Genomic DNA, 14,252 nt, shown 5'->3' on the forward strand with positions numbered 1-14,252 from the left:
CGCACGCACACAAAGGAACTGTCATGAACAAGCATCTGTACCGCCTCGTGTTCAACCACGCCCTCAAGCTCTGGCAGGTCGCCGCGGAGATCACCCCGCGCCCCGGCGGGCTTGGTACCGGACAGGGCGGTGACCGCACGGCGGCACTGCGCCCGATGGCCTTCGCGTTGTGGGTGATGCTCGGCTGGGTCGGGGTGACCGGCATGGCCGCGGCGCAGGTAGCGGCCGATCCGAATGCGCCGGGCAACCAGCGGCCCACGGTGCTGGAAACGGCGAACGGCACGCCGCAGATCAACATCCAGACCCCGAGTGCGGCCGGTGTCTCGCGCAACACCTACCAGCGATTCGATGTCGACCAGCAGGGCGCCATCCTCAACAATTCGCGCGGCAACACGCAGTCCCAGCTCGGCGGCTGGGTACAGGGCAATCCGTGGCTGGCCGGTGGCACCGCGCGGGTGATCCTCAACGAGGTCAACGGAGCGAACCCGAGCCAGCTGCGCGGCTACGTGGAAGTGGCCGGCGATCGCGCGCAGGTGGTGATCGCCAACCCCGCCGGCATCGATTGCGACGGCTGCGGCTTCATCAACGCCAACCGCATCACTCTGACCACCGGCACGCCGATGTTCAACGGCGGTGCGCTGGAGGGATACCGCGTGCAGGGCGGTGCCATCCGTATCTTCGGCGCCGGCATGGATGCCAGCCGGGTCGACTACACCGATCTGATCGCGCGCTCGGTGCAGCTCAACGCAGGCCTGTGGGCACAGCAACTGCAGCTCACCACTGGCGCCAACACGGTCAGTGCCGATCTGAGCCGCGTGCAGGCGCAGGCCGCGGAAGGCAGTGCGCCGCAGTACGCGCTGGACGTCGCGCAGCTCGGCGGCATGTATGCCAACAAGATTCTGCTGATGGGCACCGAGCATGGCGTGGGCGTGCGAAACGCCGGCAATCTCGGCGCGCAGACCGGTGAGCTGGTGGTCACCGTCGATGGCCGGCTGGAAAACACCGGCAAACTGCAGGCGCGCGACGACACCCGCATCGCGGCCAGCGGCGGTGTGCGCAATGAAGGTCTGGTCAGCGCAGGTCGCGAGTTGAACCTGCGCACCGGCCAGGATCTGGACAACACGGGGGGCCAGCTCAACGGCACCCGTCTGGATGTGGAAGCCGCCTCGCTGGTCAACCGGGATGGGCGCATCGAGCAGGCGGGTGTGCAGGCGTTGGCGGTAGAGAGTGGGCAGTTGAAGAACCGCGACAAGGGCAGTATCGGCGCGCTGGCCCAGCAGGATGGGACCGCACCGACGACGCCAGGCACAGGGGAAGGCACGGGCATCCCAGGCACGCCGGGCACCGGCAACGGCGGCACCGACGGCAGCGCGCCGGGCGTGATTCCGCCGACCACCGCGCCGCTCGCGCAGGGGCGCGTGATGATTGCCGGCCTGCTCGACAACGATGCCGGCGCGGTGACGGCCGGTGGCGATATCGATCTGCGTGCCAGTGCGTTGGACAACGACCGCGGCAGCATCGGCGTGCGCGACCTGAGCGTGAACGGTGGCGCGCTGTCCAATCGGCGGGGCGAGCTGACCACCCAGCGCGACCTGCGCGTGCAGGGTCAGGCACTGTACAACGACGCCGGCGCATTGAACGTGGGCGGCGCCCTTGATGTAAGCACCACGCAGCTGTCCAACCGCAGTGGCACGATCACCCACAGCGGCACTGCACCCGCCCAGCTGCGGGTGCAAGGCACGCTCGACAACACCGACGGCAGTCTCGCCAGCAATGCCACCTCACTGGCGCTGACCAGTGCAGAGCTGGTCAACGCCGACGGCACGCTGATGCATGCCGGCAGCGATGGCCTGCAGCTCACCACCGGCACGCTGGACGGCCAGCGCGGCGAGATCGCCACGGCAGGCACGCTCAGCCTGCGCGCGGGGCAGGTCGATCATCGCCAGGCGGAACTGCAGGCCGGCACGCTCGATCTCCAGGTCGATACGTTCGACAACCGTGGCGGCCAGCTGCTGGCGACCGGCAGCCAGGCCAACCGCATCGAGGCGGCGGCCGCGCTGGACAACAGCGGTGGCACGCTCGCCAGCAACGGCGATCTGGCCATCGGCACAGCGCTGTTCAACAACGCCGGCGGGCAGGTGCAGCAGGCCGGCAGCGGCCGCCTGGACATCACCGCAGCGACGCTGGCCGGGGCAGGCGGCAAGCTGCTCAGCAACGGCGCGCTGCACCTGCAGGGACAGCGCATCGACGTCTCCGGCGGTATCACCTCGGCGGTGCGCATGGAGATCGATGCCGGGCAGCTGGACAACCGCCGTGGCGAGTTGATCGCCACCGGTACCGATACGCTTGGCCTGCGTGTGACCCACGGGCTGCTCAACGACAACGGCCAGATCATCGGCAACGGTGCGCTCGCCGTGCAGGCGGGCAGCCTCTCCAACCGCGACGGCAAACTGCTGGCGGCAGGCGATGCGGCTTCCACGCTGCAGGTGACCGGCGCGTTCGACAACCAGCGCGGTACGCTGGCCAGCGCTGGCGATCTGATGCTGCGGGCTGGTCAGCTGGACAACCAGGCTGGCACGCTCCAGGCGGCCGGCGACAGGGCGCTGCAGCTCACCGTGGACGGCCTGCTCGATAACCGCCAGGGCGGCATGATCGCCTCCGGTGGTGCGCAGCAGCTGCGCGTCGGCAGCCTCGACAACCGCGGTGGCAGCGTCAACGCAGGCGATACGCTGGACGCGGCGGTCGGCCAGACCCTCGACAACAGCGCCGGCACCCTCGCCGCGAACGACACGCTGCAGGTGCAGGCCGGGCGCATCATCAACCGTGACGCGGGCACGCTGGCGTCGGTCGACGGCAACGTCTCGCTCGACAGTGCGAGCGAGATCGACAACACCGCCGGGGTGATCCAGGCCGAGCGTGCGCTGTCGGTGACCAGCCAAGGGCTGACCAACGTGGGTGGCACGCTGGCCGGCGCCTCCGTCGCCTTGGATACGGGTCTGGGCGGCGTGGACAACAGTGAAGGCATCATCGCCGCCACCGCCGGCACGCTGGATATCCGCAGTGGTGCGCTGGAGAACCGCGCTGGCCTGCTGCAGTCCAGTGGCGGGATGAGCATCGATACGCACGGCCAGCGGCTGGGCAATACCGACGCGGGCGCGCGCGGCGGCATCGTCAGCGGTGCCGGGCTGACCCTGCGTGCCGGTGAGCTGGACAACCGTGCCGGCCTTGTCCAGGCGCAGACGGCGCTGGACGCGCGGCTGGCCTCGCTGGACAACCGCAGCGGCGGGCAGGTCGGCAGCGGCACCTCGCTGCTGCTGCAGGCGCAGCGCGTGGACAACAGCGGTGGCCGTCTCCAGGCCGCCCAGAATCTGACCCTCGATCTGAGCGGTGAGCTGGTCAACCAGGCCGGGCTGGCCGTGGCCGGTGGCGATCTGGTTGCCCAGGCCGCGCGCATCGACAACCGCGCCACGAGCGGTGGCAGCACCGCGCTCGGCCTGCAGGGCCGCAGCGTGGACCTCACTGCCGCGCAGATCGACAACAGCAGCGGCATGATCGCTGCCGACCAGCGCATTGCGCTGCAGGCGACCGATGCACTGCTCAACCAGCAGGGACTGGTGTCCTCGGCGGGCAGTCTGGACGTGCGCGCCGGTCAGGTCGGCAACACCGACGGCACGCTGCTGTCGGCGGGCAACCAGACGCTGCATGCCAACGCGCTCAACGGCACGGGCCGGGTGCTGTCGCAGGGCGATCTGGTGCTGGCCCTGCAGCAGGACTACCGCAACGATGGCCAGATCACCGCCAATGGCAAGGCCACCGTTTCCACGCAGGGGCTGTGGACCAATGCAGGCAAGGTGCAGGCCGGCGATCTGAACCTGCATGCACGCCAGATCGACAACCTCGCCACGGGTGAGATCAGCGGCCTAAGCACCCAGGTGCGCGCCGATGGCGTACTCGGCAACCGGGGCCTGATCGACGGCGTGGATACCCGCGTCGATGCCGATGTGATCCTCAACGTAGGCACCGGTCGCATCTATGGCGACCGCCTGTCGATCGGTGCCACCACCCTGGTCAACAGCGACGAAACGCTGGAGGGCGTTACCCGCGCCGCCACCATTGCCGCGCGTGAGCGCCTGGACATCGGCGCCGGCACCGTGGTCAACCGCGAGCAGGCGCTGATCTTCAGTGCCGGCGGTGGCGACAATGCGCTCAACATCGGCGGTGCGCTGGATGCGCAGGGGCATGCAGTCGGTCGCGCCGGCTCGGTGCACAATGCCAGCGCGACCATCGAATCGCTGGGCGGCTTGAGCATCGACGCCACGCGCCTGCTCAACAGCAACGAGCATTTTGCCACCACTGAAGTCATGGTGGTCGGGCCGACCAAGAAGCTGTACATCCAGCCCAAGGGCACGCCGGGCATGCACGATGCCAGCGAGTTCACCTGGTCCAGCTGGAGCCGCGCCGGCAAGTACTGGTGGAAGAACGGCAGCGGCGACGTCAAGGCATGGACCCAGTACGACGTGACCCATACCGAGTACGAAACCCAGGTCACCTCCAGCGCGCCGGGCCGGATCATCTCGGGCGGCAACATGACCCTGCGTGGGGATGAGCTGATCAACGACAAGAGCCAGATACTGGCCGGCGGCGCGTTGCTGGGCGACCTTGGCAACCTGCGCAACATCGATGCATTCGGCGAGTACCGTGTGCACGAGGAAGGCACCAGCCAGTACACCTACAGCCGCTGGCGCGGTGGCTTCAAGCGCTATCACGAACGCAAGTGGGACGGGAAGATCGCCTATCGCCCGGCCGATGAAGTGCGCACCATCAATCTGGGCGTGACCCGCACCGAACAGAACACCCGCGATGGTGGCAGCGGCTACCAGGTGGGCGGCGTCAGTACCGGTACCGTCGGTGGGCAGGTCGGCGGCGCAGCCGACGCCGGCGCCATGGCTGGGCAGCGCCAGGTGACCGAGGTCAGCGCGAGCGTCGCCTCGCTGGCGGGCCCGGGCAGCAACACCGGCACCGGCGCGCAGGGCGCGGCGGGCAACCAGCCGACGGTGATCCGCACCATCGGCGTGGATGCCGAACTGCCGCAGAGCAGCCTGTTCCAGAGCGGCCCAGGTGCCGGCCAGTACCTGGTCGAGACCGATCCACGCTTTGCCGACTACCGCAGTTGGCTCGGTTCGGAGTACCTGCTGCAGAAGATGGGCGTGGACCCGGCCAACGTACAGAAGCGGTTGGGCGATGGGTTCTACGAACAGACGCTGGTCCGCGATCAGGTCGCCCAGCTCACCGGCCGCCGCTTCCTGGACGGCTTCGCCGACGATGAAGCGCAGTACCGCGCGCTGCTCGACAACGCGGCCACCATCGCCGACGCATGGGGCCTGCGCCCCGGCGTGGCGCTGACCGCGGCGCAGATGGCCCAGCTCACCAGCGACATCGTCTGGCTGGTCGAGCAGCGCGTCACCCTGGCCGATGGCAGCACCACCACCGCGCTGGTCCCGCAGGTGTATGTCCGCGTACGCCCCGGTGATATCGACGGCACCGGCACGCTGCTGGCCGGTCGCTCGGTGGAGCTGAATCTGCGCGGCGACCTGGTCAACAGTGGCACCATCGCCGGCCGCACCGCGGTCAAGATCGACGCGCAGAACCTGCGCAACCTCGACGGCCGCATCAGTGGCGACACGGTCAGTGCCAACGCGCGTACCGATCTGGACAACCTCGGCGGCCTGATCGATGCGCACAGCGTGCTGGTGGCCAGCGCCGGCCGTGATCTCAACATGGTCACCACCACCCGCAGCGGTCAGAACACGGCGGGACTGAGCGACTTCAGCCGGACCAATATCGATCGCGTGGCCGGGTTGTTCGTGAGTGACCAGGGCGCCACGTTGCTGGCCAAGGCCGGCCGCGATCTGCGCATGGACGGCGCGCAGGTGGTCAACACCGGTGCACAGGGCCAGACCCTGCTCGCGGCGGGTCGGGATCTCTCCCTGGGCACGGTCACCGAGGCGCGCCAGGAAAACAATGTCCGCAACAACGACAACTACCTGCGCCAAGGCTACGAGCGCGAGGTCGGCACTACCATCGATACCGCCGGGGCGGTACAGCTGCAGGCCGGGCATGACGTGAACCTGCGTGCAGCGCAGGTCTACAGCAGCGATGGCGCGGTCTCGGTGATGGCCGACAACGACGTCAGCATCGCCAGCGGCGAACAGAGCAACAACTGGAGCGAGGGCCGCAAGCACACCCATCGCGGGCTGTTGAAGTCCACCACCAACACCACGCGCGACAGCCTGGAGGAAACCCAGGCCATCGCCAGCACGCTGAGCGGGCACCAGGTGGCGGTACGTGGCAACAACATCACCGTGACCGGCAGCAACGTGGTCTCCGATGCGGGCACCGTGTTGCTGGCCGACAACGATCTGACCGTGCAGGCCGCGACCAACACCCGTGGTGAGAGTCACTTCAAGCGTAAGGATGAAAGCGGCTTCCTCTACAACGGCGGCGTCGCGTTCACGGTCGGTACGCAGATGCAGAGCCGCGATGCCAAGGACGTGAGTACCAGTGCTGCGGCGTCTACCATCGGCTCCACCGCGGGCAACGTGGTGATGGTGGCGGGCAACAACTACCGGCAGGTCGGCAGCCACGTCGTCGCGCCCGTGGGCGATGTCGACATCCACGCGCGCAAGGTCGATATCGTCGAAGCCCGCGAGACCGGCGTGGCCACCCAGGAAGACAAATTCCGCCAGGCCGGCCTGACGGTGGCGTTGACCGCGCCGGTGATCTCGGCGATCCAGAGCGCCGAGCAGATGAAGAAGGCGGCCAGCCAGACCGACGACAGCCGCATGAAGACCTTGGCGGCAGCGACCACCGTGCTCAACACGGCGGCAGCGGTCGGTGCGGTGCAGGCTGATCCAGGCGCGGCGGGTGGCATCAATATTTCCATCACCGTGGGCGGCGCACGCAGCGACAGCAAGACCACCACCACGCACGACAACGCGGCCGGTTCCAGCATCACCGCCGGCGGCGACGTGCGCATCAGCGCCACCGGTGCGGGCAAGGACTCGGATCTGACCGTGGTTGGCAGCGACATCAACGCCGGCAACAATGCTTACCTGCGGGCCGATGGCGATATCGCCCTGCTGGCGGCGAAGAACACGCTGGAGACCGATCGCAAGAGCAGTGCGGCCAGTGGCGGTGTCGGCGTGGCGATCAGCATCGGCTCCGGGGGTGCCAGCGCCGGCATCACCGCCAATGCCAGTGGCTCCAAGGGCAAGGGCGAGGGCACCGACGTGAACTGGACCAACAGCCACGTCAACGCCGGCAACACGCTGGTCCTGCAATCCGGCGGCGACACCACCCTGCGTGGCGCAGTGGCCAGTGGTCGCCAGGTGATCGGCGATATCGGCGGTGACCTCAACATCGAGAGCCTGCAGGACACCTCCACCTTCCACAGCAAGGACACCAGTGTCGGCGGCAGTGTCACGGTCGGCTTGGGCTTCTCCGGCAGCGCCAGCTACGGCAACACCAAAGTCGATGGTGACTACGCCAGTGTTGTCGAGCAGAGCGGGATCAAGGCGGGCGACGGTGGCTACCAGGTGCGCGTAGGCGGCAATACCGATCTGATCGGTGGCGTGATCGCCTCCAGCGAGCAGGCCATCGCCGACGGTCGCAACCAGCTGATCACCAGCACATTGAGCGTGCGCGATCTGGACAACCGCAGCGACTACAAGGCCAGCAGCCTGAGCCTGTCCGGCGGCTTCAGCAAGAGCGGCACAGGCGGCCCGTCCAGTGGCGGCAACAGCGGCCGTGGCAACGACGGCACGCCCGGGTCCACCGGTGCAGCCGGGCAGGGCAGCAGCTGGTCGTGGCAGAACTATGGCAACGATGCCAGCGCCGCCGCACCCGGCTATGCCAGCGACAAGGGCAGCGATGCCAGCACCACCCGCAGCGGCATCAGCGCAGGCGCGCTGACCATCACCGATGGCAACGCGCAGCTGGCCAGGACCGGCAAGAGCATCGACGACACCCTGGCCAGCCTCAACCGCGGTGTGCTCAGTGGCGACGATGCCAACGGGCTGATCCGCAACTGGGATCCGGTGGAACTGGCGCAGAAGGTGCAGGCCGAAGCGCAGATCAGCGCGGCCTTCACCCAGCAGGCCCACAGTGCGGTGGGCAGCTATGTGGCCAGCCGCGGCGCCAGCATCAAGGAGCGTTACGAGGACGCCGACACGCCGGAGCAGAAGGCGGCGCTGCAGGCTGAAGCCGATGAACTGCGCACGCAGGAGAAGATGCTCAACATCCTGATCGGCGCAGTGACCGGCTCGGCGACCAGTGCGGTATCCAAGGAGGCGCTGGCCAGTGCGGCGGACTGGATGCGGCAGGAGATGGTCAAGAATTCCAGCATCTTTGCCGGCGTGGTGGACCCTGCCAATCCCGAGGTCGACCCGACCTCGAAGGACCCCACGGTGCTCAACAACATCAACGGGATCAGCGTGGGTGTTGACGGCGATGGGATCAAGCTGGGCGGCACGCGCGTTGACCTGGATCAGCTGTGTGGGGAGAGCAACGAGCGCTGCATGACGCTGCCGGGGAGCAAGACACTCGCCCTGGACGACAAGGGGCGCGTGCAGTGGGATTCGGCCAAGGCGAAGATGACGCTGTCGGAGTTTCTGCAGAGCCCGGCAGGCAAGGGCATGGGCGGGCTGACCGGTGGCATCCAGGGCATCGAGGGCACCTTGAAGGGTACGCCGTATGCGTCTGGTGCGTGGCAGGACAGGCTGATCGAGTACTTCGCCGGCCCGCACGACATGATCGGCGGCCAATGGGGTGGCCTGTACGATGAGCAGGGCAATGCGACCCGCGATCGCCCGTCGCCACTGAAGATGGTGCACGAAGGGTGGAGCGTGGTGGCCATTCCGGTGGCTGCGCCGTTCGCGATGGCCAAGGCACTTCCGCCGCAGGTATGGGAAGCGATCTCCATCCTTGCACGCGCTTCGCGGTGAGGATGGCACGCTGTCCATGGACGATTTTCAGGAGGTGGTAATGAAAGGCAAGCAGGTTTTTCGCGTCGTGTTGGGGGTGTGCCTGGCCACGGGTCTCACCGCTTGTGGTATCGGCGGCATGTGGATGAATGGAAATCCCAATGCGACCTCGCACCTGGTTCCGCCGGGCCATGACTGGAGCAAGCCGGACGCCGGCGCCTCGGCGCGTGACACGGATTGGCAGGCGTGCGGCGGGCAGCGCAGTGGGAACATCTCGCCCGACCGGCAAGGTGCTACGGGCAAGGAAACGGCGGATCTCTCCCGCGACAAGCTCTATGCGGCACAGCGCTGCATGCTGGGGAAGGGCTACCGTTATACCGGCACCTGCGAAGGTGACATTCCGAGCCGCTATCCGGCCTGCCAGTCCTCGTCGCGCTGAACGCGATGAGCCCGATGAGAAGCGCTGCTGCGGCGCTTGCCATGGCGCTTCTCTCTGGTTGCATGATCGGCAACGGTCATATCTGTGGCCCGCAGACACCGATGGTCTACTGCAACAAAGCGGCGTATCAGCGGCTGGCCAATCCGCCCTCCTTGATGGAGAACTGGCAGCATCCGTCCAGAGCACCTCAAGCGCGTCAGCTCGACTGGGTGTCCTGCGGCGGCACGGAAAAGGGAAGCTATGCCGTGGTATCAGGCACTACAGGTGCCGAAACGGCGGCGCGCTCGGGTGAGAAATTCGACCAGATCCAACGCTGCATGATGGGTAAGGAGTATCAATACACCGGTACCTGCCAGGGAGAAATTTCCAGCAGGTTCCCCGCGTGCCAGCGCGCAGCCGGTGCGGTGCCGGAACGCTGATCCGCACAGGTGTCTGCGATGCCTATGCGATGATCACCCCCCTACTTGGGAGCCAGAAGAATGCAGTATTCATTTCGTTCATTGCCTGGATCGTATGTCCGCGTTGCGCTGTGTCTGAGTCTTCTGGGCATCGTGGGCGCAGCCTTCGCCGATCCAGAGGCACCCGAATCGCCGCAATCAGCGCAGTCGCCGGAATGCGCGGCGTTCTACATCGATATTCCCTCGGCGGGCAACCGCATCGCCAACCTGATGATGGGATCGGTGGTGGGCAAGGCCGCTTGGATGGATCAACTGAAGGCCCTCATGGCCCGCGGCGCCGAACCACCGATGACCCGCTTGGTTGTCGCCGGTGAGAGCGAAGATGTCACGCGCAAGGCAGTGCAGTCGGCACTTGATACCTTCAAGCACCAGCGCCTTTCGCACCTGACTCTGACAGTCGTAGGCACGTCGCCGAAGATGCAGGGGCTGCAGAGTACTGCCGAGCAGTCGGGCATCACGTTCCGTGCGGTGCCGCCCGAACCCTCGGCCGCGTCACCCGCATCGCGGGCGGAAGCGTATCTGCGGGGTGTGTGTGATTGAGCGGCACCCACGCGCCGTCACGGCCCTGTGCCTGGCCCTCAGCCTCAGCGCCTGCGGCATCGGCGGCATGTGGATGAATGGCGATCCATCGGTCGGCCGTACCCTCGTGCCGCCACGCGACACCTGGCAGAAGGCAGGGAATGACGGCGCGACCCGCAATGCCGATTGGCTGGCGTGCGGCGGCGCCGCCAATGGCGGTTACCACGTCTCCACGCCGGAGGGTTCCAGCGCGGCGGCGATCCAGCAGGCCCTGGGCCGCACGTTCGATGATCTGCAGCGCTGCATGCTCGGCCAAGGCTACCGCTATACCGGCAGCTGCGAAGGGGAGATCCGCGGCCGCTACCCGGCCTGCCAATCGCCAGACACAAAAAAACCCGGAGGACGGTGATGTCTTCCAGGCTTGATTGTGACCATCAAATGGTCGGGGAGACAGGATTCGAACCTGCGACCTCTACGTCCCGAACGTAGCGCTCTACCAGACTGAGCTACACCCCGTAAGGAGCCGCCTATTGTATCGATCCCGCCGGTCGGCGGCAAGGGGGGATCGCGTTTTTCACCTTCGGTGCCGTGTTGCCACGGCCCTTGATAAAGAAGCCTGGAAACGTGTTCCCAGACTTCAATACGACCACCGGAGTGGTCGGGGAGACAGGATTCGAACCTGCGACCTCTACGTCCCGAACGTAGCGCTCTACCAGACTGAGCTACACCCCGAAGGAGCCGACAAGGATACGGTGTGAAGACCCGATCGGCAACCTTTTTTTAGCCTTCTTCGTGATCCGTGCGGCTCTGCTCGCGGGCTTCGAACCACATGCCGTTGAGAATGGCCACGACCGAAGCCAGCCCTGCACCCAGAATCCAAGCGAAGTACCACATGGTAAGTCTCCTATGGCGCCGTGGGGCGCGTCAGTAAGCGTTGGGGTTGTCGCCCATCTCTTCGGCCGTGGTCTTGCCCTTCATCACGCGGTAGACCCAGGAGGTGTAGGCGATGATGATCGGCAGGAAGATGGCCGTGGCGATCAGCATGATCCCCAGGGTCAGGTGGCTGGAGGAGCTGTCCCAGACGGTCAGGCTGGAGCCGGGCTGGCTGGAGGAGGGCAGCAGGAACGGGAAGATGGCAAAGCCGACGGTCAGGATGATGCCGGCGATCGAGGCACCCGAGGCCAGGAAGGCCAGGCCACCACGGCGGGCCCGCAGCAGCACTGCGCTGGCCAGCGCACCCACCAGCCCGAGGATCGGGGCCAGCAGGGTCAGTGGCATGCTCTGGTAGTTGCGCAGCCAGCCACCGGCCACCGCACCGACGGCCGCGGTCTTCAGCAGCGGGTTGGTCGGGCCATCGGTCACCACCTGCGAGGTGATCTGGTAGCCCGGCAGGCCAAAGGCCACCCAGACACCGGCCAGGGCGAACAGCACGAAGGTCAGCACCGCCGCGACGCTGCCGTAGCGGGCCGAGCGCTCGGCCACCGGGCCATCGGTCTTGAGCACCAGCATCGCGGCACCGTGCGAGACCACCATCGCCACGCTGACCAGACCGGCCACCAGCGCGAACGGGTTGAGCAGGCCGATCAGGGTGCCGGTGTAGAAGATGCGCATGCTGTCATCGAAGTGGAACGGCACGCCGACCAGCACATTGCCCACCGCCACGCCGGCGATCAGTGCCGGCAGCAGGCCGCCGACGAACAGCGCACGGTCCCAGTTCTCGCGCCAGCGCTTGCCGGGCATCTTGCTGCGGTACTTGAAGGCGACCGGGCGCAGGATCAGCCCGAACAGCATCAGGAACACCGCCAGGTAGAAGCCGGAGAAGCTGACCGCGTACAGCGGCGGCCAGGCGGCGAAGATCGCACCGCCACCGAGCACCAGCCACACTTGGTTGCCTTCCCACACCGGGCCGACGGTGTTGATCACCAGCCGGCGTTCGTCATCGGTCCTGGCCACGAACGGCAGCAACGTGCCGACGCCGAGGTCGAAACCGTCCATCACCGCCCAGGCGATCAGCAGGATGCCGAGCAGCAGCCACCAGATCACGCGGAGCGTGGTGTAATCGAGTCCAATGAATTCCATCTGGGTTCTCCTGCCTTACGCCCGACCGTGGGTCGGCGCAGCGGCATTGGGGGAAAGGGACGTGGCTGCAGCCTGCAGCGACGGCAGGATGTCGTCCGGGCCCTTGCGGATCGCCTTGAGCATCAGCTTCACTTCGATGATCAGCAGCACCGTGTACAGCGCGGTGAACACGGCCAGCGTGGTCAGGATTTCATGCAGGGCCAGGCCCGAGGCGGCGTAGAAGGTCGGCAGCACGCCGTCCACCGCCCACGGCTGGCGACCGTACTCGGCCACGAACCAACCGCATTCGATCGCGATCCACGGCGCCGGCAGCGACCACAGGGCAAGCTTGAGGAACCAGCGCTTGTCCTGGAAGTTGTGGCGGCACGAGTAATAGAAGGCCAGCGCGAAGAAGGCGATCAGGTAGAAGCCCAGCCCGGCCATGATGCGGAAGGTCCAGAACAGCGGGGCGACCCGCGGCACGGTGTCCATCGCGGCCTTGGAGATTTCTTCCGGGGTGGCGTTGAGGATGTCCTCGCGGTAGCGCTTGAGCAGCAGGCCGTGGCCCAGATCCTGCCAATGGCGGTCGAACATCTCGCGCGCTTCGACGTCGTTCTTGTCCTTGCGCACGCGTTCCAGTGCACCGTAAGCCAGCTGGCCACCGCGAATGCGGTTCTCGGCGCGCCCCACCAGTTCCAGGATGCCCGGGATCGGCTGGTCCAGCGAACGGGTGGCGATCAGGCCCATCAGGTACGGGATCTTGATCGCGTAATCGTTCTGCTGGGTGGTCTGGTTCGGAATGCCGAAGGCGGTGAAGTCGGCCGGCGCACGCTCGGTTTCCCACATGGCTTCGATCGCGGCCAGCTTCATCTTCTGGTGTTCGCTGGCGGCATAACCGCTTTCGTCACCCAGCACCACCACCGACAGCGAGGACAGCAGGCCGAAGGCGGCCGCCACCGCGAAGGAACGGCGTGCCATGTCCTTGTGCTTGTTGCGCAGCAGGAACAGGGCGCTGATCGACATCACGAACACCGCACCGGTCACGTAGCCGGCACTGACCGTATGCACGAACTTGGCCTGCGCCACCGGGTTGAACAGCACGGCGGCGAAATCCACCACCTCCATGCGCATCGTTTCCGGGTTGAAGATCGCGCCGGTCGGGTTCTGCATCCAGCCGTTGGCGATCAGGATCCACACCGCCGAGAGGTTGGTGCCCAGGGCCATCAGCCAGGTCACGGTGAGGTGCTTGACCGGGCTCAGGCGCTTCCAGCCGAAGAAGAACAGACCGATGAAGGTCGCTTCCAGGAAGAACGCCATCAGGCCTTCGATCGCCAGCGGTGCGCCGAAGATGTCACCCACGTAGTGGCTGTAATACGACCAGTTCATGCCGAACTGGAATTCCATCACGATGCCGGTGGCGACGCCGATGGCGAAGTTGATGCCGAACAACGTGCCCCAGAACAGCGTCATCTGGCGCCAGACCTGTTTGCGGGTCATGACGTAGACGCTCTCCATGATGGCCACCATGAAGGACAAGCCAAGCGTGAGGGGAACGAAAAGGAAGTGGTACATCGCGGTCAGAGCGAATTGCAGCCGCGACAGTTCTACGACTGTCTGATCAATCATGGCCTGGCTACCTCGTTGGGTTTTGCCGTTTCAGGTGGCGGGAAGGGGGGTCTACGGGGTGAATTCTGTGACCAGCAACTTCAAACAGCCTTGATTCAGATCAATGTACAAACAGACCAGCGCAGGGATCGTATGCATCCCACCCCTGCGACCGCTGGCCGCACGGAGGCG

The 14,252-nt window shown here is 66.4% G+C and carries 8 protein-coding genes and 2 tRNA genes; 5 read left to right on the top strand and 5 right to left on the bottom strand.

Annotated elements, in window-relative coordinates; all coding sequences use genetic code 11:
• Positions 1-23 precede the first annotated feature (23 nt).
• The 5 genes from EDF74_RS14545 (at position 24) to EDF74_RS14560 (ending at position 10,806) form a co-directional block, all read left to right on the top strand.
• Positions 24-9,002 (top strand): hemagglutinin repeat-containing protein, encoded by an 8,979-nt coding sequence (locus EDF74_RS14545; RefSeq protein WP_123730731.1) that lies wholly within the window; start codon positions 24-26, stop codon positions 9,000-9,002.
• A 16-nt stretch (positions 9,003-9,018) separates the two neighbouring features.
• The gene (locus tag EDF74_RS14550; protein WP_221180349.1) at positions 9,019-9,420 is read left to right on the top strand and encodes a hypothetical protein; all 402 of its coding nucleotides are present in this window, start codon (positions 9,019-9,021) and stop codon (positions 9,418-9,420) included.
• Between the two features lie 5 nt (positions 9,421-9,425).
• Entirely contained in the window at positions 9,426-9,839 is a 414-nt protein-coding gene (locus tag EDF74_RS18145) for a hypothetical protein (RefSeq protein ID WP_148045961.1), read from the top strand.
• 60 nt (positions 9,840-9,899) lie between these two features.
• Complete coding sequence (locus tag EDF74_RS14555) at positions 9,900-10,418, top strand: hypothetical protein (protein WP_148045962.1); 519 nt, start codon at positions 9,900-9,902, stop codon at positions 10,416-10,418.
• Between the two features lie 73 nt (positions 10,419-10,491).
• Positions 10,492-10,806 (top strand): hypothetical protein, encoded by a 315-nt coding sequence (locus EDF74_RS14560; RefSeq protein ID WP_148045963.1) that lies wholly within the window; start codon positions 10,492-10,494, stop codon positions 10,804-10,806.
• Positions 10,807-10,836: 30 nt separating this feature from the next.
• Here EDF74_RS14560 and EDF74_RS14565 read toward each other — a convergent pair.
• The 5 genes from EDF74_RS14565 to EDF74_RS14585 form a co-directional block, all read right to left on the bottom strand.
• A tRNA-Pro gene (locus tag EDF74_RS14565) sits at positions 10,837-10,913 on the bottom strand.
• A 139-nt stretch (positions 10,914-11,052) separates the two neighbouring features.
• Positions 11,053-11,129 (bottom strand) — tRNA-Pro (locus EDF74_RS14570).
• Positions 11,130-11,177: 48 nt separating this feature from the next.
• Positions 11,178-11,291, bottom strand: a complete 114-nt coding sequence (cydX, locus tag EDF74_RS14575; protein WP_019182852.1) for a cytochrome bd-I oxidase subunit CydX — start codon at positions 11,289-11,291, stop codon at positions 11,178-11,180.
• Positions 11,292-11,321: 30 nt separating this feature from the next.
• Complete coding sequence (cydB, locus tag EDF74_RS14580; RefSeq protein WP_121038151.1) at positions 11,322-12,476, bottom strand: cytochrome d ubiquinol oxidase subunit II; 1,155 nt, start codon at positions 12,474-12,476, stop codon at positions 11,322-11,324.
• A gap of 15 nt (positions 12,477-12,491) precedes the next feature.
• Positions 12,492-14,081 carry a cytochrome ubiquinol oxidase subunit I gene (locus EDF74_RS14585; RefSeq protein WP_123730734.1) on the bottom strand — a complete coding sequence of 530 codons (1,590 nt, stop codon included), beginning with the start codon at positions 14,079-14,081 and terminating at the stop codon, positions 12,492-12,494.
• Positions 14,082-14,252 lie beyond the last annotated feature (171 nt).

It is taken from the genome of Stenotrophomonas rhizophila (assembly GCF_003751305.1).
Taxonomy (GTDB): Bacteria; Pseudomonadota; Gammaproteobacteria; order Xanthomonadales; family Xanthomonadaceae; genus Stenotrophomonas; species Stenotrophomonas rhizophila_B.